This window comes from Klebsiella oxytoca (genome assembly GCF_009707385.1).
Lineage (GTDB): Bacteria > Pseudomonadota > Gammaproteobacteria > Enterobacterales > Enterobacteriaceae > Klebsiella > Klebsiella oxytoca_C.
In genome coordinates, this window is the sequence record NZ_CP046115.1 from 549,178 (window position 1) to 569,204 (window position 20,027).

Here is a 20,027-nt window from a genome sequence, read left to right on the forward strand (position 1 = left end):
ACCGCCGTCTGCGGAGCGGGTAGCCCGGACAGGCGCACAGCGCCGCCTTCGGGATTTCACCGGTCGCTAAAGCGCGGCTGATTTCCCTCTCCTCCCATCGGGGAGAGGGTACAGGTGGGGGAGAGCATGAACGGCGAATTACATCAGGAAATCCTTCGTACTGAAGGGCTCAGCAAATTTTTCCCCGGCGTGAAAGCGCTGGATAACGTTAATTTCAGCCTGCGCCGGGGCGAAATCATGGCTCTGTTAGGTGAAAACGGCGCGGGTAAATCCACTCTGATTAAAGCGCTGACCGGCGTCTATCACGCCGATCGCGGGGCTATCTGGCTGGAAGGGCAGGCTATCTCGCCGAAAAATACCGCCCACGCTCAGCAGCTGGGGATCGGTACCGTTTATCAGGAAGTGAACCTGCTGCCTAACATGTCGGTAGCGGACAATCTGTTTATCGGCCGCGAGCCCAGGCGCTTTGGCCTGCTGCGGCGTAAGGAGATGGAAAAGCGCGCCACGGCGCTGATGGCGTCCTACGGTTTTTCCCTTGATGTACGCGAGCCGCTCAACCGTTTTTCGGTCGCCATGCAGCAGATCGTCGCGATTTGCCGGGCCATCGACCTGTCAGCAAAAGTGTTAATTCTTGATGAACCTACCGCCAGCCTGGATACCCAGGAGGTGGAGATGCTCTTCACCCTGATGCGTCAGCTGCGCGATAGCGGCGTCAGCCTGATTTTCGTCACCCACTTCCTTGACCAGGTTTACGCCGTCAGCGATCGCATTACCGTTCTGCGCAACGGCAGTTTTGTCGGTTGTCGGGAAACCCGCGAGCTGCCGCAAATTGAGCTGGTGAAGATGATGCTGGGCCGTGAGCTGGAACATAACGCCCTGCAGCGTGCGGGCCGTACTCTGCTGAGCGACAAGCCGGTGGCCGCCTTCGAGGAATTTGGCAAAAAAGGCACTATCGCGCCGTTTAATCTGCAGGTTCGTCCCGGTGAAATCGTTGGCCTGGCGGGTCTGCTTGGCTCCGGACGTACGGAGACGGCGGAAGTGATCTTCGGCATTAAACCTGCCGACAGCGGCAAGGCGTGGATCAAAGGCAAGCCGCAAACGCTACGATCGCCGCATCAGGCATCGTGCCTCGGGATCGGCTTCTGTCCGGAAGACCGTAAAACCGACGGCATTATCGCCGCCGCCTCGGTGCGGGAAAATATCGTGCTTGCGCTTCAGGCGCAGCGCGGCTGGCTGCGGCCGATTAGCCGGCGCGAGCAAAATGAGATTGCCGGGCGTTTTATTCGTCAACTGGGTATCCGCACTCCCAGCGCCGAGCAGCCGATCGAATACCTCTCCGGCGGTAATCAGCAGAAGGTACTGCTCTCCCGTTGGCTGCTGACCAAACCGCAGTTTCTGATCCTCGATGAACCGACTCGCGGTATAGACGTTGGCGCTCACGCCGAGATTATCCGCCTTATCGAAACCCTGTGCGCCGACGGCCTGGCGCTGCTGGTCATTTCTTCAGAGCTGGAAGAGCTGGTGGGCTACGCCGATCGGGTGATTATCATGCGCGATCGCCAGCAGGTGGCGGAACTGGCTCTGAGCGAGCTTTCCGTACCGGCGATCATGAACGCTATTGCGGCATAAGGAGTAACCGATGATGCCTCAATCTGTTCCGAAAACCGGCCAGCCGAAACGGCGCTTTAACTGGCCAAAAGGGATGCCGCAAATTATTGCGCTGCTGCTGGTGTTGGTCGTTGACAGCCTGGTCGCTCCGCATTTCTACCAGATAATGCTCCAGGAGGGGCGGCTGTTCGGCAGCCCGATTGATATTTTGAATCGCGCCGCGCCGGTGGCGCTGCTGGCGATTGGCATGACGCTGGTTATCGCCACCGGCGGAATTGACCTCTCGGTCGGGGCGGTGATGGCGATTGCCGGGGCAACGGCAGCGTCGCTGACCGTCGCGGGACATAGCCTGCCGGTCGTGCTGCTGGCATCGCTGGGAGCCGGTGCGCTGGCCGGCCTGTGGAACGGGATTCTGGTGGCGGTACTGAAGATCCAGCCGTTCGTCGCCACGCTGATCCTGATGGTTGCCGGACGCGGCGTGGCCCAGCTGATTACCTCCGGGCAGATTGTGACCTTTGATTCTCCGCATCTGGCCTGGCTTGGTAGCGGTTCGCTGCTGCTGTTCCCGACGCCGGTGATTATCGCCGTTGTCACGCTGGTGCTGTTCTGGCTGTTTACCCGTAAAACCGCGCTGGGGATGTTTATCGAAGCGGTAGGTATTAACATTCGCGCGGCGAAAAACGCCGGGGTGAATACTCGTATCGTTGTGATGCTGGCCTACGTTTTGAGCGGGGTTTGCGCGGCCATTGCCGGGATCATCGTCGCGGCGGATATCCGCGGCGCGGACGCGAACAACGCCGGACTATGGCTGGAGCTTGACGCCATCCTGGCGGTGGTGATCGGCGGCGGTTCGTTGATGGGCGGGCGCTTTAACCTGCTGCTCTCGGTAGTGGGGGCGCTGATAATCCAGGGAATGAATACCGGGATCCTGCTGTCGGGATTCCCGCCGGAGCTTAATCAGGTAGTCAAAGCGGTGGTGGTGCTGTGCGTACTGATCGTCCAGTCGCCGCGCTTTATCAGCATACTGAAGGGGATGCGCGGCCATGATAAAACGTAACTTACCGTTAATGATTACCCTGGCGGTATTCGTGCTGGGGTACCTTTATTGCCTGACCCAGTTCCCCGGCTTTGCCTCGACGCGGGTTATCTGCAATATCCTGACCGACAACGCATTCCTCGGGATCATCGCCGTTGGCATGACTTTCGTGATCCTCTCCGGCGGGATCGATCTGTCGGTCGGGTCGGTGATCGCTTTCACCGGCGTGTTTCTCGCTAAAGCGATCGGTTTCTGGGGGATTTCGCCGCTGATCGCATTTCCGCTGGTGCTGGCGATGGGCTGCGCTTTTGGCGCGTTTATGGGATTGCTGATCGATGCGCTGAAGATCCCGGCGTTTATTATTACTCTCGCCGGGATGTTCTTCCTGCGCGGCGTGAGCTATCTGGTTTCGGAAGAATCGATCCCTATTAATCATCCGGTGTATGACGCGCTTTCAGGGCTGGCCTGGACCATCCCCGGCGGTGGTCGTCTGAGCGCCATGGGGCTGTTGATGCTGCTGGTAGTGGTGGCCGGAATTTTTATGGCCCACCGCACCCGTTTTGGTAACCAGGTCTACGCCATCGGCGGTAACGCAACGTCAGCGAACCTGATGGGGATCTCCACGCGTAGCACCACAATCCGCATCTATATGCTGTCTACTGGTCTGGCGACGCTGGCGGGGATCGTTTTCTCCATTTATACCCAGGCGGGCTATGCGCTGGCGGGCGTCGGCGTTGAGCTGGACGCGATAGCCTCGGTGGTCATCGGCGGTACACTATTGAGCGGCGGTGTAGGGACGGTGCTGGGCACGCTGTTCGGCGTCGCTATCCAGGGGCTGATTCAAACCTACATCAACTTCGACGGGACCCTTAGTTCATGGTGGACCAAGATAGCCATCGGGATCCTGCTGTTTATCTTTATCGCGCTGCAGCGCGGCCTGACGGTGCTGTGGGAGAATCGGCAGAGTTCGCCGGTAACACGAGTGGGTCATTGACAGGGAAATTTCCCCTCCCGTCTGGCGGGAGGGGAGAGAAGCTTTACGCGTCCGGGAACTCTTTAATAAAGTTCTCGACGTCTTCAACCATATGGTTGTTGCCGACGAAGAAAGAGCGGCGCTGGTGCAGACTATGCGGCACGATATCCAGAATGCGTTCTTTTCCGTCGCTGGCTTTGCCGCCAGCCTGTTCCGCAAGAAACGCCATCGGATTGCACTCGTACAGCAGACGCAGTTTTCCGTCCGGGTGGCTGGCGGTGCTCGGGTAGAGATAGATCCCGCCTTTTAGCAGGTTGCGGTGGAAATCCGCCACCAGAGAGCCGATATAGCGCGAGGTATACGGGCGCTGGGTCTCTTTATCTTCTTCCTGACAGTACTTGATGTACTTCTTCACACCCATCGGGAACTTGATGTAGTTGCCTTCGTTAATCGAGTAGGTATTGCCTTTTTCCGGGAAGCGCATGCGCTCCTGGCACAGGCAGAAGACGCCAAGAGAGGGGTCATAGGTAAAGGCGTGGACGCCGCAGCCGGTGGTATAAACCAGCATCGTCGAGGAACCATAAACCACATAGCCCGCGGCGACCTGCCGGTTACCCGGCTGCAGGAAATCTTCTTCGGTTACAGGGGTGCCCACCGGCGTAATGCGGCGGTAGACAGAGAAAATTGTCCCGACGGAGACGTTAACGTCGATGTTAGAGGATCCATCCAGCGGGTCCATCAGCACAACGTATTTGGCATGTTCACATCCTTCAAAGACGACGATTTCATCTTCTTCTTCAGAGGCGATCCCGGCAACAATATCGCGTGCTCGCAGTGCGGCTTTCAACTTTTCATTGGCAAACAGGTCGAGTTTTTGCTGCACCTCGCCCTGAACGTTTTCAGCACCGCTGGCACCCAGGATATCGACCAGACCGGCCTTATTGATATCGCGGTGGATGATCTTGGCGCCTAACTTTATCGCCGATAATAAAGCAGTAAGTTCGCCAGTTGCGTGAGAGAACTCATGCTGCTTTTCGACAATAAATTCACCTAACGTTTTCATAACCCGTTCCCTGCATGTTTATGTGAAGTAAAACGAACATAACAATCTTAACAAAGAATAAAAAAAACTCGCACAGGTGAATCGCGCCAGCAAAATACGGATTCGCCTTAAATGCATTTCTTTCCCGCCCAACATCCCGGTAAACTGTGCTCCAGATAAGAGAAGGAAATGACGAATGCGCATTCATATTTTAGGAATCTGTGGCACTTTTATGGGGGGGCTGGCGATGCTGGCGCGTTCCCTCGGTCATGAGGTAACGGGGTCGGATGCGAACGTCTATCCGCCGATGAGTACCCTGCTGGAAACCCAGGGAATTGAGTTAATTCAAGGATATGATGCCAGTCAGCTGGATCCGCAGCCGGACCTGGTGATTATCGGCAACGCGATGACGCGCGGTAACCCGTGCGTGGAAGCGGTGCTGGAAAATAACATCCCGTACATGTCAGGTCCGCAGTGGCTACACGACTTTGTCCTGCGCGATCGCTGGGTGCTGGCGGTTGCCGGAACGCACGGGAAAACCACCACCGCCGGAATGGCGACCTGGATCCTCGAAGCCTGCGGCTACAAGCCGGGCTTTGTTATCGGCGGCGTTTCCGGCAACTTTGATGTTTCCGCGCGCCTTGGCGACAGCCCGTTCTTCGTGATTGAAGCGGATGAATACGACTGCGCCTTCTTCGATAAGCGCTCCAAGTTTGTTCATTACTGCCCGCGTACCTTGATTCTTAATAATCTTGAGTTCGACCACGCGGATATCTTTGACGATCTGAAAGCCATCCAGAAGCAGTTCCATCACCTGGTGCGTATCGTCCCGGGCAAAGGCAAAATTATCCTGCCGGAGAACGATATCAACCTGAAACAGACCATGGCGATGGGCTGCTGGAGCGAGCAGGAGCTGGTCGGCGAGCAGGGGCACTGGCAGGCGAAAAAGCTGACTACCGATGCTTCCTCCTGGGAAGTGTGGCTGGACGGCGAGAAAGTTGGCGAAGTGAAGTGGGATCTGGTCGGCGAGCATAATATGCATAACGGCCTGATGGCGATTGCCGCCGCCCGCCATGTCGGCGTTCAGCCTGCTGATGCCGCCAACGCGCTGGGGAGTTTTATCAACGCCCGCCGTCGTCTGGAGCTTCGTGGCGAAGTCAACGGCATAACCGTGTACGACGATTTTGCCCACCACCCGACGGCGATTCTGGCGACCCTGCAGGCGCTGCGCGGTAAAGTCGGCGGTACCGCGCGTATTCTTGCCGTGCTTGAACCTCGTTCCAACACCATGAAAATGGGCATTTGCAAAGACGATCTGGCGCCTTCTCTCGGGCGTGCGGATGAAGTCTTTCTGCTGCAGCCGCAGCATATTCCGTGGCAGGTTGCTGAAGTGGCTGACGCCTGCGTACAGCCCGCGCACTGGAGCGCAGATGTCGATACGCTGGTGGATATGATTGTTAAAACCGCGCATCCTGGCGACCATATTCTGGTGATGAGCAACGGCGGATTTGGCGGTATTCATCAGAAGCTACTCGATAAGCTGGCGAAAAAAGCCGAGGCGGCCGAGTAGGCCATCCCCCTCGTTTATCCGCCCTGCGCATGAGGGCGGATATTGTTGTGACCAGGATTGTTCATGTTGATTTCACAAAGAGTCACCTCTACCGAATCCATCTGTTTCCCCGCGCTGGACGCCCTCTACTGCAGGGCTTTCCCGTGGCACGAGCAGCGTGAAGCCGCTGCCAAACGGCAGGCGCTTGATAACCCGCAGTATATTCTGGAAGCCTGGTTTGATGATGGCCTGTTTATCGGCCTGAGCGGCTGCTGGCGGTTCGCTGGCTGTAGCTACATAGAGCATCTGGCCATCGACGTGACGTTACGCTCGCGCGGCTACGGTAAGCAGCTCCTGGCTGAAATACTTCAGCGTGCGCCGCTGACCATTCTGGAAATTGACCCTCTCATCAGCGACATTGCTCATAAACGCCTGCGCTTTTATGAAACGATGGGCTTTCACGCGAATCCCTGGGCTCATTGCCATCCGACCTATCATCAAGGAATCGCCGATCATGAATTGATCGTGTTGAGCTACCCGCAGCCGATTAATCAAGCGCAGTATCAGCGTTTTGCGCAGGACCTGAGTCAGGTGGTCATGGACCTCCCTCAATAGATGAATGCGTCTTTTAAATGAGATTTGAACCTCTTTTCACCATACAATTAAATTGATTTGCTGAACGTAGACGATTTTATTAGATATGGTTTTATCAATTCGGCTTTGAATAAAGTCAGAGAACTGGCGGCGGTAAAAAGATAAGGCTGTAGGATTTGGCTAACCATACAGCCCCATTTGGCGTGGCTTACCGTTGACCAAAAACGCTGCGGCGTAGCGCTCAGGCGCCGTAGAACGCTTTGGTATAAAGTCCTTTTACATCCTGAACGGACGGATAGTTAGGGTTAGTTAACGTACAGGGATCGTCGACGGCATGGCTACTCATTCTGTCGAGGACATTAACAAAGGTTACTTCATTAATTTCAACTTCGTCACACTGGCTGAGCGTTTTCGGCACGCCCAGACGTTGATTCAGCGCGTTGATTTCTTCAATCAGGTTATTAATACCTAATGCCGCTTCCAACTGACGGTATTTTTTGGTGAATCTCGCATTATATTGAATGATATAAGGCAACATAATCGCATTTGCCAGGCCATGGGTAATACCAAACTCACCGCCAATTTTATGCGCCATCGAATGGACTAATCCCAGGGAAGCATTGGTAAAGGCGATTCCCGCCAGCGCGGACGCATTGTGCATATGCATACGGGCGTTTAAATTATCAGGCGACCGCCGGGCGGTTTCCAGATACTTAAACACCAGCCGAATCGCTTCCAGCGCATAGGGGTCGGTAAAAGAGTTGGCTGCGGTGGAGACGTAGGCTTCAATCGCATGGGTGAGAACGTCCATACCGGTGTGAACGGTAACGTGCGCCGGCATTTTTGCCGGAATGGTTGGGTCGAGAATGGCGATATCCGGCACCAGATCGGCAGCAACAATCGGGTATTTAATATGATTGGCCGTATCGGTAATCACCGAAAATGCGGTGATTTCAGAGGCGCTACCGCTAGTGGAGGGAATCGCCACAAACCGGGCTTTATTACGCAGCGGCGGCATTGAACCGACGGGAATAATATCTTCAAACTTCAGCTGCGGATGTTCATAGAAACACCACATGACCTTCGCGGCATCAAGCGCAGAACCGCCGCCAATCGCGACGATCCAGTCCGGCGCAAAGGCCTGCATCTCTTTGGCTCCGCGCCAGACGGTTTTAATTGACGGGTTAGGTTCAACATTATCGATAACAATGCATTCCATACCCGCTTTATTGAGTTCATTGACGGCTTTATCCAGAAAGCCAAAACGCTTCATTGAACTTCCGCCGGTGACTAATGCGGCTTTTTTTCCGCTCAGCGTAGCAAGATGTTCTAAAGCGTTTTCGCCATAAATAATACTGCGAGGAATTGAAAAGGCCTGAGTCATAGGTAACTCCATTTAATATTAAGGATTTTTTTAGTGTGCATTCGTCATTTACAATTCAGCGATGCGTGCAGAGTAAAAAAATCGAATTAATGCTCCAGATATTGCCGGAGCAATATCTGGAGGGAGTTGTTTCTTTTATACCACCATCTTTTAAGTGGCCTGGGCGTTGGCTCCAGCCCGAATCATTCTGGGATTAGGCAGCTATTAAATCGTACCGTCCCAGGAATCGACTTTTTCGCGTTTTGCTTCTTCTTCATCAAACCAGCGCGAGGTCACGCATTTTGATTCCGTATAGAAACGTACGCCGTCTTTACCCAGGCAGTGCAGGTCGCCGAAGAAAGACTGCTTATGGCCAGAGAAAGGGAAGACGCCAACCGGCACCGGGATACCAACGTTAATACCGACCATGCCGCCGTGGGTGCGTTTCTGGAATTCGCGGGCGTAATAACCGCTTTGGGTGAAAATAACCGAGCCGTTGGCAAACGGGTTATTGTTCATTAGCTGCAGACCTTCCTCGAAGGTTTTTACCCGCTTAAAGCAGAGTACCGGTCCGAAAATTTCCAGGGTTCCGACGCTCATCTCTTCAGTTACGTCATCCAGCACGGTAGGCCCGACGTAGAAGCCGTTCTCCTGGCCCGGCACCTTAATATTGCGGCCATCCAGCACCAGCTTCGCGCCTTCTTCGACGCCTTTATTAATCCAGTTGATCACCGACTGCTTATGGTCTTTAGAAATCACCGGCCCCATATCGGTATCGCGCAGATAGCCGGGGCCGATTTTCAGCTGCCTGGCTTTTTCAACGACGGCGGCAATCAGCTTATCGGCGATCTCTTCCTGCACCACCACTACCGGCAGCGCCATGCAGCGTTCGCCCGCGCAGCCGAACGCGGCGTTGATAATCCCCGCGGCGGTACGATTAATTGGCGCATCGGCCAGCACCAGAGCATGGTTTTTCGCTTCGCACAGCGCCTGAACGCGTTTACCGTGAGCGGCGGCTTTGGAGTAAACGTGCAGGCCGACGGAAGTGGAGCCGACGAAGGAGACGCCGTTGACGTCCGGATGGGTCAGCAAGATGTCGGCTTCGTTACGTGAACAGGTCACCACGTTAATAACGCCGTCCGGTACGCCTGCTTCCTGATAGAGTTTGGTGATTTCCATACAGGTCATCGGCGTCATGCTGGCCGCTTTAATCACCATCGTATTACCGGAGGCGACGCAGAGTGGCGCCATCCAACCCATGGGGATCATGGCAGGGAAGTTGAACGGCACAATACCAGCGAACACGCCAATGGGTTCACGGTAAAGATTGGTGTCGATCCCGGCAGAGGCGTCCATCAGGTTTTCTCCGGCCATCAAAGTGGGAATCGAGCAGGCAAGTTCGGTGCCTTCTTTCGCTTTTAATACATCGCCCTGAGCGTCGCCCCAGGCTTTGCCGTTTTCCTTTGCCACCAGTTCGGTTAAGCGTTCCTGATGCTGAATCAATAATTCGCGAACGCGGAACATGATTTGCGAGCGTTTAATCGCTGGAGTATCTGCCCATGCTGGAAAGGCTTTGCGCGCTGCAGCAACGGCATCCAGTACTTCTTGCTCGGTGCAGCAGGGAGCCTGAGCCATGACTTCCCCGGTACTTGGGTTATAGACGTCCATATAGCGTTCGGTCTGCGAAACGCGCCATTGACCATCAACGAAATATTTCAATCTTGGTACAGTAGTCATATTTTTCTCCATGAGAGATTGAATTTTATTAAGTAAAACATGTGCCTAAACGGTAATGACGCCAACCCTTCCGCCACTGCAGACGCCTGGTTTCATTGACGGACCCGGCGGGCGTGAATGTGCTCATCACGATGTGATTTTGGTTATTAATGAAATTTATTTTTCATTATCATAATGTATGAAATACAAAAACCGTTTTGAGAGATGGATCAAAGATAAGGAAACTGCTGTTGGTATCGATGCTTTAATGCAGCGTCTTTTTATTTAAGCAAATAAAAACAAATGGATGCTTGTTGTTTTATTCAGGTCCTGCAACGGGGGAGTGAAAGATTGTTCAGGAGAGATGAGCTTTTATGTGAAATAAAAGTTAACTAAAAATTAACTATGAAATTAAAAGTTCAAAAAGAGATGGAAAGTGCAAATTTATCAGCGGCTATGCCGCTTTGTAAGAGAAGTTTGGTCGCCCGGATCGGGCGAAAGCCGTCATCCGGGGAGTCATTGAGGGTTAGCCTTCGCTTTCGGCCAGTTCACGCAGGTACTGGAAGATAAGACGCGCGGACTTCGGCGGCTTGTTGCCTTCTTTCTCTTTTTTGGCGTTGCGGATAAGCGAACGCAGCTGCTGACGGTCGGCGTCTGGCCACAGATTCAGCACTTCAGCAACGGCTTCATCACCATTATCAATCAGACGATCGCGGATCTGCTCAAGCTTGTGGAACAGCGCAACCTGCTGGTTGTGGCGGTTCTTCAGCTTGTCCAGCGCCTGACGGATCGGCTCGACGTCGCGGTTGCGCAGCATTTTACCAATCAGCTGCAGCTGGCGGCGGCGGCCTTCTTTCTTGATACGCTGGGCGAGCTCAATAGCGTCGCGCAGATCGGTATCCAGAGGGATTTTATCCAGCGCGTTTTTTCCCAGCTCTACCATTTCCGCGCCAAGACGCTTCAGTTCTTCGGCGTCGCGCTTAATTTCACTTTTACTGACCCAGATAATTTCATCGTCTTCATCTTCGACGTCATCACCAGGGACGTCGTCGAGCCAGTCTTCGGGCTGCTTTGTCATCTCAGGCTCCTTAAAAAAGAGACTAATGTTACCAGTTAAGGGGCGCACTGAAAAACGGTTCTCTGTTAGACTTCAGTTAACTCCTTCTTACATTATGGCATTAGCGATGAAAGTCATCTCTCAAGTTGCACAACAGCGCAAGACGCTGGAAGAGGCCGTGACCACGGCGCTGGAACTGGCGGCAGGCAAATCCGACGGTGCGGAAGTCTCCGTCAGCAAAACCACCGGGATCGGTGTGAGCACCCGCTACGGTGAAGTGGAGAACGTAGAATTCAATAGCGATGGTGCTCTCGGCATCACCGTTTATCACCAGAACCGTAAAGGCAGCGCGTCTTCGACCGACCTTAGCCCGCAGGCCATCGCCCGCACGGTGCAGGCGGCGCTGGACATTGCCCGCTACACCTCGCCGGATCCGTGCGCGGGCGTGGCGGATAAAGATCTGCTGGCCTTTGAGGCCCCGGATCTTGACCTGTTCCATCCGGCGGAAGTCTCTCCGGATGAAGCCATCGAGCTCGCCTCCCGCGCTGAACAGGTGGCGCTGAAAGCGGATAAACGCATCAGCAATACCGAAGGCGGCAGCTTTAACAGCCACTACGGCATTAAAGTATTTGGCAATAGCCACGGTATGCTGCAGAGCTACTGCTCAACCCGCCATTCGCTCTCCAGCTGCGTGATCGCCGAAGAGAATGGCGATATGGAGCGCGATTATGCCTACACCATTGGACGCGCGCTTGAAGATCTGCAATCACCGGAGTGGGTTGGCGAAGAGTGCGCCCGCCGCACGTTGTCCCGCCTGGCCCCGCGTAAGCTCTCGACGATGAAAGCGCCGGTGATTTTCGCTAACGAAGTCGCGACCGGTCTGTTTGGTCATCTCGTCGGGGCCATTGCCGGGGGCTCGGTTTATCGTAAATCCACTTTCCTGCTCGATGCTCTGGGTAGCCAAATACTGCCGGAGTGGCTGACCATTGAAGAGCATCCGCATCTGCTTAAAGGGCTGGCCTCTACCCCGTTTGATAGTGAAGGCGTACGCACGGAACGTCGCGATATTATTAAAGACGGCGTGCTGACCCAGTGGCTACTGACTAACTACTCGGCGCGCAAGCTAGGGCTTAAGAGCACCGGCCACGCGGGCGGCATTCACAACTGGCGTATCAAAGGCCGTGGCCTGGGTTTTGCAAAGTTGCTTAAAGAGATGGGCACCGGTCTTGTCGTAACGGAATTGATGGGGCAGGGTGTAAGCGGCGTCACCGGCGACTACTCACGCGGCGCATCCGGCTTCTGGGTAGAAAACGGCGAAATTCAGTATCCCGTCAGTGAGATCACCATTGCAGGAAATCTGAAAGATATGTGGCGTAATATCGTGACTATCGGCGACGATATCGAAACGCGCAGCAACATTCAGTGTGGTTCCGTGCTGCTGCCGGAGATGAAGATCGCCGGGCAATAATACCTGTATAATAAAAAAGGAAGTAAGCAATGCGTAAAAAACTGTTAGCGATGTTAGCCGTATCTGCTTTTGCGCTGGGTTCGGCATCAGCCTTCGCCGATCTGGGCGAAGACATGGATACCCTTGCCGAGAACCTGCAAGTGGTGCAAAAAACCTCAGATGCCGGTGAGCTGAAAGCGGCGCTGAATAAGATGCGTACTGCGGCGGTTGATGCCCAGAAAGAAACGCCGCCTAAGCTGGAAGGCAAAGCGGAGGACAGCGCAGAAATGAAAGACTATCGTCACGGTTTTGATGTGCTGATCGGCCAGATTGACGGCGCGCTGAAGCTGGCGGACGAGGGTAAAGTCAAAGAAGCTCAGGCCGCAGCGGAAGAGTTTAAAACGACTCGTAATACCTACCATAAGAAGTATCGCTAATCGCTTTTAGCTATTTTGGTCTTTTGCCGGGCGGCGGCTGATGCCCTGCCCGGTCTACCCATCATCTTGATCTCTTTAGCCAAATTCCCCAATCGTGGCTAATTTCTCTCGAAACACGCTAATCTCGCTGCCAAACCCCGACGCACTGCTCCGTGCAAACGGCCAGGCCGCCACCAAAATCTTATCATCATCACAGTTTTCCTCTTTTTTTCCCTACTGTTCACCGCCCGGTGATACTGAAGAAGTTGTGATATTCATCACGAGAATTTATCAATATGAACATATTCTTTGTGGTTATGTGAAATAAGTCACGCCTGCCGTCCTTCTTTCCACTTCGAAGTGGAAAACCCCTCGCTACAAACTCATCCTCATCCGCACTAAGGTTATCCCCAGAGACATCAACGGGGTAATTCAAGTGAATAACGGAGCGGTAACACACGTCACAGAGGAGCAGGCCAGGCTAACCGAACGGCTGGCTGACAAGATGCTGCAGCAGGTTTTTGCACTATTAAGCCGCCGCAACATCGTTCCTAACGACGTTCAGGAGCAAATGCTGACTTCCCACGTTCGGGCGATGGCCCATCGCTCAATCAGCGGCGAGCCGCTGCCGGAAGTGGATGCCAGCCTGTTCGAAGAGATCTCAGAAGATTCAATGATGCTGGCCCGCGAAGTGGTCGCGCAGTTCGGCAATCTGCCAGATGAAGAAGCCTGGCTGCTGTCCGTCCACTTCGAAGTCGCTAAAGATAACCTGTAAGGAGCAAACAAATGGAACAAATCACCGTTGTTATTGGCGATCGCCTGGGTAAAGGTCAGAAAGTTGCCGCAGGTGCTGAAAAAGCTGGCGCTCGCGCCGTTGTCGTACCGGGCGTTGCCGCGGATATGAAGCTGGGCGACATGATGAAAGCGGAAAACGCCACCTTCGGTATCTCTTTCTGCGGTAGCGGCGGCGCAGGCGCTATCACCGCGCAGAATAAACATGGTTACAAAGCCAAATATGGCATGCGTTCCGTTGATGAGGGCGTTACTGCGATCAACGAAGGTTACAACGTACTGGGCTTCGGTTTTATGGATAAAGAAGAGCTGGGCGAACGCCTGGTTGAAGCCTGGAAGAAGAAGTACGGCGTGTGAGTATGAAAGAGCAATTCACCACTACGGTGAGCGTTGCCGGCAAAGGCGAGAGCAAATCACGCGCTTTCGCCGATGCTCTGAACCATGTACAGGCGGCGGTTATGAAAACGTCGCCGCACATCTTACTGCGTATTGAACCACAGGATGTGGAGGTTGTTCATGCGCGTGAAGCGGTACGGAAAGAAGCCTTTTTATTCTTCTTCCTGCGCCGTGAACGACGGACCTACAGCGTGGAGCTGAACGTCACCGTCACCGTGACCGCCATTAATCTCGATAAAGTGGATTTCGTCACGCAAACCTGATTTTCACCAAAGGGTCAGAATATGTTCCTGATAATATTAATAAAATCGCTCATCATCGGCGGCCTGGTTGGCGTCGGCGTAGGCGCCGGAGCGGCACGCATGTTTCATGCGCCCACCACGCAAGGGATGGGCGCATTTCGTACGTTGGGTGAGCTGAATTCATGTGAAGGCGATCCGGCTTCCCACTTCTCTTTTGGTCTGGGCTTCTTCTTCAACGCCTGGGCCTCTTCCGTCGCGGCGGGTTCCTTCACTCAGGACGTTGACCACCGCATCATCCCCAACTGGGGCGCAGCAGCGCTGATGATCAAAAACCGCAACGTCGGCGAGACGCTGCACGATCCGAAAAAGATGGCCATCGCCTGCGGCGTTATCGGCATGCTTGTTGTGGCCTTCCTTAACCTGACCGCCTCTTCAGTACCGGAAGCGTTGCAGGTGACGGCGGTAAAAGTGCTGGTTCCGGCGGCAAACCTGTTGGTTAACACCGTGATGCCGGTCATTTTCTGGCTGGCGGCGATTGATGCCGGTAAAAAGTCGGGCTTCTGGGCGACGATTTTCGGCGGTGCAGCGCAGCTGATTATGGGTAACGCCGTTCCGGGCCTGGTGCTGGGTATCCTGATTGGTAAAGGCGTAGAAGAGAGCGGCTGGAACCGCGTCACTAAAGTGATGATGGTGGCAATCGTCGCGCTGTTCGTTCTGAGCGGCTTCTTCCGCGGTTTCGATATGAAGATGATTGAATCCTTCAATCTGACCGTACCGAACTGGCTCGAACTGATCCACAACTCGCTCAGCGGTAAATAACAGGAGCCTCTCATGGAACAAAATAAAGGTTTTTGGTATGCCGACTGGTCGTTCCCGATCTTTGTTGGCCTGCTCTCTTCCGGCGTCTTTGCCGGGACGCATATGTACTACCTCTACGGCATCGGTGCGTTTAACGAAGTGGCCTTCGTGGCGATGCTGAAAGCGGGAATTGATACCGGAGCCTACGGCGCGGTAGCGGCGTTCGGCGCCAGCTTCCTGTTCGCTCGTATTATCGAAGGCTCGCTGGTGGGGATTCTGGATATCGGCGGAGCGATTCAGACCGGCGTTGGCCTGGGCGTTCCGGCACTGCTGCTCGGCGCGGGCTTTATTTTCCCGGTCGCCAACTTTGCCGCCTCTCTGGTCACCGGTCTGGTGATTGGCCTCGCGATAGGCTACATCATCATCCTGGCGCGTAAATTCACCATCAACCAGAGCGATTCCACCTACGGCGCTGACGTCATGATGGGGGCCGGTAACGCCTCCGGCCGCTTCCTCGGGCCGTTGATTATCCTCAGCGCCATGACCGCCTCTATTCCAATCGGCATTGGTTCTCTGGTGGGGGCACTGCTGTTCTACATCTGGCAGAAACCTATCACCGGCGGCGCGATCCTCGGCGCAATGCTCCTTGGCTCCATCTTCCCGGTAGCGATTAGTTAAGTCCTGCGGGCGCATCGGCGCCCGCGTTAACAGGAGAGAGATATGTTTGATTTACTCCTGCGCCGTGCGCGCCTCGTCGACGATACCCTCACCGATATCGCCATCCGGGACGGTAAAATCGCGGCGCTTGGCGAGATTAGCGCTCCCGCGCGTAAAACTATTGAGCTGGACGGCCGCTACTACGTCAGCGCAGGCTGGATTGATTCCCACGTTCACTGTTATCCGAACTCGCCGATTTACCATGATGAACCGGACAGCGTAGGGATTGCTACCGGCGTGACCACCGTGATTGACGCAGGAAGCACCGGTGCGGACGACGTTGATGACTTCTACCAACTGACCCGCAAGGCCGCGACCGAGGTTTATGCCCTGCTTAATATCTCCCGCGTTGGGCTGATTGCCCAGAACGAACTGGCCAATATGGCCAATATCGATGCGGACGCGGTGAAGCAGGCGGTTAACCGCTACCCGAACTTTATCGTCGGCCTGAAGGCGCGGATGAGCAGCAGCGTGGTGGGTGAAAACGGTATTACGCCGCTGGCGCGCGCGAAGGCGATCCAGCAGGAAAACGGCGATCTGCCGCTGATGGTGCACATTGGCAACAATCCGCCGAACCTTGATGAAATTGCCGACCTGCTGACCTCCGGCGACATTATTACCCACTGCTACAACGGCAAGCCCAATCGCATCCTGACGCCGTCCGGTGAACTGAAGAGCTCGATTAGCCGAGCCCTACAGCGCGGCGTGCGTCTTGATATCGGTCACGGCACCGCCAGCTTTAGCTTTGAGGTAGCGCGTCGGGCGATTGCCATGGGCATTCTGCCGCACACCATTAGTTCTGATATTTACTGCCGTAACCGTATTGACGGTCCGGTACGTTCGCTGGCGCTGGTGATGTCAAAATTCCTCGCCATCGGTATGTCATTGCCGCAGGTCATTGACTGCGTAACCGTTAACGCCGCAGACGGCCTGCATCTGACGCATAAAGGGCGGCTGGAAGTGGGCTATGACGCCGATCTCACGCTGTTTACCCTCGAGCGGACGCCAACGGTGCTGGTAGATGCTGAAAAAGAGAGCCTTCAGGCCGATAAGATTCTGCAGCCGCTTGCCGCCATTCGCGCGGGCAAGGGCTATCTGACCGAACAAGGGAGCGCGGAAAATGCCTTCGATTTTTGAGAAATACGATTTAAAACAGGTCATTAACACTTCTGGTCGTATGACCATTCTCGGCGTCTCCACGCCGCGACCTGAAGTGGTTGAGGCCGCGATGGCGGGCATGAACCAGTATTTCGAAATGAAAGACCTGGTGAATAAAACCGGTGCCTATATCGCGAAGCTACTCGACGTGGAAGGGGCGACCGTCGTCTCCTGCGCTTCAGCGGGCATCGCCCAGTCGGTGGCGGCGGTGCTGGTGAAAGACAGCGACTGGTTGCTGGAAAATCTGCACGTAACGCCGATTGAAAACAACGAAATCGTCTTGCCAAAGGGTCATAACGTCAACTTTGGCGCGCCGGTCGGCACCATGGTAGCGCTGGGCGGCGGCAGGCTGGTGGAAGCGGGTTACGCCAACGAATGTTCCGCAGAGCAGCTGGCGGCGGCGATTACGCCGCGCACCGCGGCCATTCTGTACATTAAATCCCACCACTGCGTGCAGAAAAGCATGCTCAATGTGGCGCAGGCGGCAGCGGTTGCCCGGATCCACAATTTACCGCTGATTGTCGATGCGGCGGCGGAAGAAGATCTCCAGGCCTATTATCGCGCGGGGGCGGATCTGGTGATTTACAGCGGCGCGAAGGCGATAGAAGGGCCGACCAGCGGGCTGGTCATCGGCAAAACCCAATATGTTGAGTGGGTCAAACGCCAGTCGAACGGCATTGGCCGGGCGATGAAGGTTGGCAAAGAGGGGATTCTCGGCCTGACCTGCGCCATCGAACACTACCTGACGGCGGCGAAAGAGACCGGTGAAGAGATGGTCGCGAAGATGACGCCGTTTATTAACCAACTTAATACTCTTAGCGGCGTGACCGCACGAGTCGTCTGGGACAGCGCCGGTCGCGATATCGCGCGGGCGGAAATTAAATTTGATGAAGCGGTGACCGGCGTCAACACCGGCGATCTGGTGAACGCGCTGAAGCAGGGTGAATATGCCATCTACTTCCGCGGTTATAAAGCCAACGAAGGCATTATTGAAGCCGATGTCCGCAGCGTGAACGCGCAGCAGCTGGAGATAGTCTCCCGCCGCATCGCTGAGGTTCTGAACAAGGAAAATAACGCATGAAACTGACCCCTAATTTTTACCGTGACCGCGTCTGCCTGAACGTACTGGCGGGCAGCAAAGATAACGCCAGCGAAATTTATGAGGCGGCGGAAGGTCATGTACTGGTGGGCGTACTCTCCAAAAATTATCCGGACGTCGCCAGCGCGGTAGCCGATATGCGTGAATACGCGCAGCGGATTGATAACGCGCTTTCCGTAGGACTGGGGGCGGGCGATCCGAACCAGTCGGCGATGGTCAGTGAAATTTCGCGTCAGGTTCAGCCGCAGCACGTCAACCAGGTGTTTACCGGCGTAGCGACCAGCCGCGCGCTGCTTGGGCAGAACGAAACCGTGGTCAACGGCCTGGTCTCGCCAACCGGTACGCCGGGCATGGTGAAGATCTCCACCGGCCCGCTCAGCAGCAACGCGCCGGACGGTATCGTGCCGCTGGAAACCGCGATTGCTCTGCTGAAAGATATGGGCGGCAGCTCGATTAAATACTTCCCGATGGGCGGATTAAAGCATCGCGACGAGTTTATTGCGGTAGCCGAGGCCTGCGCCCGCCATGATTTCTGGCTGGAGCCAACCGGTGGTATCGATCTGGAAAACTACGGCGAGATCCTGCAGATCGCGCTGGATGCGGGCGTGAGTAAAATTATCCCGCATATCTACAGTTCCATCATTGATAAAGCCAGCGGTAATACCCGTCCAGAAGACGTGCGCCAGCTGCTTTCGATGACTAAACAGTTAGTTAAGTAGTACCTATTGCCCCTCATACCGGCCCTCTCCCCGCAGGGAGAGGGAGAAAACTTGCCCACGCTTTTGCGCTGAGCGGTTCCCTCACCCTTTGGGGAGAGGGTCAGGGTGAGGGGAGCCCCCAACGAACCATCAAGGAGTCACCATGCCCATCGCTCGTCACCTGCTTGTTGCTTCACTTTCTCTGCTTGCCGCCAGCGTTGCTGCGCAGACCCAGTATGCATGGGTCGGCACGTACAACCCCAATGGGGAAGGCCTGTACCGTTTTACCGTCGATAGCCAGACCGGTGCGCTGCGTGATAAGGCGCTGGTGGGTAAACTACCTAACCTCGCCCAGCTCACCGTCTCGGCGGATGGCAAATCGCTGTATGCCGCCAGTGAAGTGGAAAAAGGCGTGGTACAGGCCTGGCGCATCGGCAGTAATGGTGAACTGAGCGAGCTGAATCAGGTCGCTTCCGGCGGCGCCGGGCCGGTTTATCTCTCCCTGACTCCTGATGGCCGCCATCTGCTGGTGGCGAATTACGTCAGCGGCAGCATCGCCGTGCTGCCGGTGAAAGAAGATGGTACCCTGGGTGAAGCCGTGGATGTGCATCAGGATCAAGGTCCTGCGGGCGCAGAACGCCCGGCGGCAGCCGTCGAAGGCAGTTTTGCCATTAGCGATCATAATGGGCCACATGCCCATATGATCGCCGCCGATCCCAGCGGTAAATTCGTTTTTTCGACCGATTTGGGTCTCGACAGGATCTACCAATACCGTCTGGATAGCGCCACCGGCAAGCTAACGCCGAACGAGCCGCCGTTTATTAATGCTTCATCTCCTGGCGCCGGGCCGCGTCATTTTGTCTTTACGCAGCAGGGTGATGGTCTATGGTTGATTAACGAAGAGGCATCGACGCTTACCTTCTATCATCTTGATAAGCAAAGCGGTCTGCTACGTGAGGGGAAAACCATCTCGGCGCTGCCCAAAGAGTATAAGGGCACCAGTTTTGCCGCAGGCCTGGTCCTGAGCCGCGACGGTAAGCAGCTGTACGTTGCCAACCGGCTGCATAACAGCATCGCCCACTTTACGGTGATGGCCGACGGCAGCCTGAGCCATCAGGAGGATGTCTGGACCCGCGGCGACTACCCGCGCACCCTGACTCTGGATAATCAAGGGCAGTGGCTATACGTCATGAACCAGCGTAGCGACAACATTACCCGCTTTAGCGTCGCGCCGAAGGATGGCAGGCTGACCTTCTCCCCGGACTATACTCCGGTCGGCAGCCCGTCGCTGATGGTGATAACCGCTCAACCCTGAGCCGTAAGAAA

20 protein-coding genes are annotated in these 20,027 nt (G+C 55.2%); 16 read left to right on the forward strand and 4 right to left on the reverse strand.

Features of this window, described 5'->3' with window-relative positions; genetic code table 11:
- The first annotated feature begins 126 nt into the window (after positions 1–126).
- Genes ytfR through yjfF form a run of 3 tightly spaced genes read left to right on the forward strand, consistent with a single transcriptional unit; the run spans position 127 to position 3,638 of the window.
- Positions 127–1,629 carry a galactofuranose ABC transporter, ATP-binding protein YtfR gene (ytfR, locus tag GJ746_RS02585; protein WP_154678799.1) on the forward strand — a complete coding sequence of 501 codons (1,503 nt, stop codon included), beginning with the start codon at positions 127–129 and terminating at the stop codon, positions 1,627–1,629.
- A gap of 10 nt (positions 1,630–1,639) precedes the next feature.
- Positions 1,640–2,665 carry a galactofuranose ABC transporter, ATP-binding protein YtfT gene (ytfT, locus tag GJ746_RS02590; RefSeq protein WP_154678800.1) on the forward strand — a complete coding sequence of 342 codons (1,026 nt, stop codon included), beginning with the start codon at positions 1,640–1,642 and terminating at the stop codon, positions 2,663–2,665.
- Entirely contained in the window at positions 2,652–3,638 is a 987-nt protein-coding gene (gene yjfF / locus GJ746_RS02595; RefSeq protein ID WP_154678801.1) for a galactofuranose ABC transporter, permease protein YjfF, read from the forward strand. Before ytfT ends, yjfF begins: the two co-directional genes overlap by 14 nt.
- Before the next feature lie 43 nt (positions 3,639–3,681).
- Here yjfF and fbp read toward each other — a convergent pair whose 3' ends face one another.
- On the reverse strand, positions 3,682–4,680 hold the full coding sequence (gene fbp / locus GJ746_RS02600; protein ID WP_154678802.1) for a class 1 fructose-bisphosphatase: 999 nt from the start codon (positions 4,678–4,680) through the stop codon (positions 3,682–3,684).
- 175 nt (positions 4,681–4,855) lie between these two features.
- Between fbp and mpl the strand changes: the two genes are divergently transcribed.
- Positions 4,856–6,229, forward strand: coding sequence for a UDP-N-acetylmuramate:L-alanyl-gamma-D-glutamyl-meso-diaminopimelate ligase (gene mpl, locus GJ746_RS02605; protein WP_154678803.1), 1,374 nt, complete (start codon positions 4,856–4,858; stop codon positions 6,227–6,229).
- A gap of 63 nt (positions 6,230–6,292) precedes the next feature.
- Positions 6,293–6,823: a GNAT family N-acetyltransferase gene (locus GJ746_RS02610; protein WP_154678804.1), complete on the forward strand. Its 531-nt coding sequence runs from the start codon at positions 6,293–6,295 to the stop codon at positions 6,821–6,823.
- Between the two features lie 220 nt (positions 6,824–7,043).
- Here the strand turns inward: GJ746_RS02610 and GJ746_RS02615 are convergent, their stop codons facing one another.
- From GJ746_RS02615 to yjgA, 3 genes are all read right to left on the reverse strand, one after another.
- The gene (locus GJ746_RS02615; RefSeq protein ID WP_154678805.1) at positions 7,044–8,186 is read right to left on the reverse strand and encodes an iron-containing alcohol dehydrogenase; all 1,143 of its coding nucleotides are present in this window, start codon (positions 8,184–8,186) and stop codon (positions 7,044–7,046) included.
- Positions 8,187–8,390: 204 nt separating this feature from the next.
- Entirely contained in the window at positions 8,391–9,902 is a 1,512-nt protein-coding gene (locus GJ746_RS02620) for a CoA-acylating methylmalonate-semialdehyde dehydrogenase (RefSeq protein ID WP_154678806.1), read from the reverse strand.
- 505 nt (positions 9,903–10,407) lie between these two features.
- Positions 10,408–10,959 carry a ribosome biogenesis factor YjgA gene (gene yjgA, locus GJ746_RS02625; protein WP_154678807.1) on the reverse strand — a complete coding sequence of 184 codons (552 nt, stop codon included), beginning with the start codon at positions 10,957–10,959 and terminating at the stop codon, positions 10,408–10,410.
- Positions 10,960–11,053: 94 nt separating this feature from the next.
- On the opposite strand from yjgA, the gene pmbA reads away from it, so the two are divergent.
- The 11 genes from pmbA to GJ746_RS02680 all read left to right on the forward strand — a co-directional run bounded on the left by pmbA (position 11,054) and on the right by GJ746_RS02680 (position 20,016).
- Complete coding sequence (gene pmbA / locus GJ746_RS02630) at positions 11,054–12,406, forward strand: metalloprotease PmbA (RefSeq protein ID WP_154678808.1); 1,353 nt, start codon at positions 11,054–11,056, stop codon at positions 12,404–12,406.
- Positions 12,407–12,435: 29 nt separating this feature from the next.
- On the forward strand, positions 12,436–12,822 hold the full coding sequence (gene cybC, locus GJ746_RS02635; RefSeq protein ID WP_154678809.1) for a cytochrome b562: 387 nt from the start codon (positions 12,436–12,438) through the stop codon (positions 12,820–12,822).
- A 415-nt stretch (positions 12,823–13,237) separates the two neighbouring features.
- Positions 13,238–13,576 (forward strand): PRD domain-containing protein, encoded by a 339-nt coding sequence (locus GJ746_RS02640; protein WP_154678810.1) that lies wholly within the window; start codon positions 13,238–13,240, stop codon positions 13,574–13,576.
- A gap of 11 nt (positions 13,577–13,587) precedes the next feature.
- Positions 13,588–13,950: an SFCGS family glycine-rich protein gene (locus GJ746_RS02645; RefSeq protein WP_110276583.1), complete on the forward strand. Its 363-nt coding sequence runs from the start codon at positions 13,588–13,590 to the stop codon at positions 13,948–13,950.
- A 2-nt stretch (positions 13,951–13,952) separates the two neighbouring features.
- Positions 13,953–14,252 (forward strand): DUF4312 family protein, encoded by a 300-nt coding sequence (locus GJ746_RS02650; RefSeq protein ID WP_154678811.1) that lies wholly within the window; start codon positions 13,953–13,955, stop codon positions 14,250–14,252.
- Between the two features lie 21 nt (positions 14,253–14,273).
- Positions 14,274–15,050 (forward strand): DUF4311 domain-containing protein, encoded by a 777-nt coding sequence (locus GJ746_RS02655; protein ID WP_154678812.1) that lies wholly within the window; start codon positions 14,274–14,276, stop codon positions 15,048–15,050.
- 12 nt (positions 15,051–15,062) lie between these two features.
- Entirely contained in the window at positions 15,063–15,707 is a 645-nt protein-coding gene (locus GJ746_RS02660; RefSeq protein WP_154678813.1) for a DUF4310 family protein, read from the forward strand.
- A 42-nt stretch (positions 15,708–15,749) separates the two neighbouring features.
- Complete coding sequence (locus tag GJ746_RS02665) at positions 15,750–16,883, forward strand: amidohydrolase/deacetylase family metallohydrolase (protein ID WP_154678814.1); 1,134 nt, start codon at positions 15,750–15,752, stop codon at positions 16,881–16,883.
- The gene (locus tag GJ746_RS02670; RefSeq protein WP_154678815.1) at positions 16,867–17,985 is read left to right on the forward strand and encodes a DgaE family pyridoxal phosphate-dependent ammonia lyase; all 1,119 of its coding nucleotides are present in this window, start codon (positions 16,867–16,869) and stop codon (positions 17,983–17,985) included. Before GJ746_RS02665 ends, GJ746_RS02670 begins: the two co-directional genes overlap by 17 nt.
- Positions 17,982–18,722, forward strand: a complete 741-nt coding sequence (gene dagF / locus GJ746_RS02675) for a 2-dehydro-3-deoxy-phosphogluconate aldolase (protein ID WP_154678816.1) — start codon at positions 17,982–17,984, stop codon at positions 18,720–18,722. The genes GJ746_RS02670 and dagF overlap by 4 nt, the downstream gene beginning before the upstream one ends.
- A 142-nt stretch (positions 18,723–18,864) precedes the next feature.
- Positions 18,865–20,016: a lactonase family protein gene (locus GJ746_RS02680; protein WP_154678817.1), complete on the forward strand. Its 1,152-nt coding sequence runs from the start codon at positions 18,865–18,867 to the stop codon at positions 20,014–20,016.
- Positions 20,017–20,027 lie beyond the last annotated feature (11 nt).

Bases quoted from the DNA above. Each gene is read 5' to 3' on its own strand.
- ytfT (WP_154678800.1), top strand. From the start codon at position 1,640: ATGATGCCTCAATCTGTTCCGAAAACCGGCCAGCCGAAACGGCGCTTT.
- GJ746_RS02665 (WP_154678814.1), top strand. From the start codon at position 15,750: ATGTTTGATTTACTCCTGCGCCGTGCGCGCCTCGTCGACGATACCCTC.
- GJ746_RS02610 (WP_154678804.1), top strand. From the start codon at position 6,293: ATGTTGATTTCACAAAGAGTCACCTCTACCGAATCCATCTGTTTCCCC.
- GJ746_RS02615 (WP_154678805.1), bottom strand. From the start codon at position 8,186: ATGACTCAGGCCTTTTCAATTCCTCGCAGTATTATTTATGGCGAAAAC.
- GJ746_RS02620 (WP_154678806.1), bottom strand. From the start codon at position 9,902: ATGACTACTGTACCAAGATTGAAATATTTCGTTGATGGTCAATGGCGC.
- GJ746_RS02680 (WP_154678817.1), top strand. From the start codon at position 18,865: ATGCCCATCGCTCGTCACCTGCTTGTTGCTTCACTTTCTCTGCTTGCC.
- mpl (WP_154678803.1), top strand. From the start codon at position 4,856: ATGCGCATTCATATTTTAGGAATCTGTGGCACTTTTATGGGGGGGCTG.
- pmbA (WP_154678808.1), top strand. From the start codon at position 11,054: ATGGCATTAGCGATGAAAGTCATCTCTCAAGTTGCACAACAGCGCAAG.
- GJ746_RS02660 (WP_154678813.1), top strand. From the start codon at position 15,063: ATGGAACAAAATAAAGGTTTTTGGTATGCCGACTGGTCGTTCCCGATC.
- GJ746_RS02655 (WP_154678812.1), top strand. From the start codon at position 14,274: ATGTTCCTGATAATATTAATAAAATCGCTCATCATCGGCGGCCTGGTT.
- ytfR (WP_154678799.1), top strand. From the start codon at position 127: ATGAACGGCGAATTACATCAGGAAATCCTTCGTACTGAAGGGCTCAGC.
- yjgA (WP_154678807.1), bottom strand. From the start codon at position 10,959: ATGACAAAGCAGCCCGAAGACTGGCTCGACGACGTCCCTGGTGATGAC.
- yjfF (WP_154678801.1), top strand. From the start codon at position 2,652: ATGATAAAACGTAACTTACCGTTAATGATTACCCTGGCGGTATTCGTG.
- fbp (WP_154678802.1), bottom strand. From the start codon at position 4,680: ATGAAAACGTTAGGTGAATTTATTGTCGAAAAGCAGCATGAGTTCTCT.
- GJ746_RS02670 (WP_154678815.1), top strand. From the start codon at position 16,867: ATGCCTTCGATTTTTGAGAAATACGATTTAAAACAGGTCATTAACACT.
- GJ746_RS02645 (WP_110276583.1), top strand. From the start codon at position 13,588: ATGGAACAAATCACCGTTGTTATTGGCGATCGCCTGGGTAAAGGTCAG.
- dagF (WP_154678816.1), top strand. From the start codon at position 17,982: ATGAAACTGACCCCTAATTTTTACCGTGACCGCGTCTGCCTGAACGTA.
- GJ746_RS02650 (WP_154678811.1), top strand. From the start codon at position 13,953: ATGAAAGAGCAATTCACCACTACGGTGAGCGTTGCCGGCAAAGGCGAG.
- cybC (WP_154678809.1), top strand. From the start codon at position 12,436: ATGCGTAAAAAACTGTTAGCGATGTTAGCCGTATCTGCTTTTGCGCTG.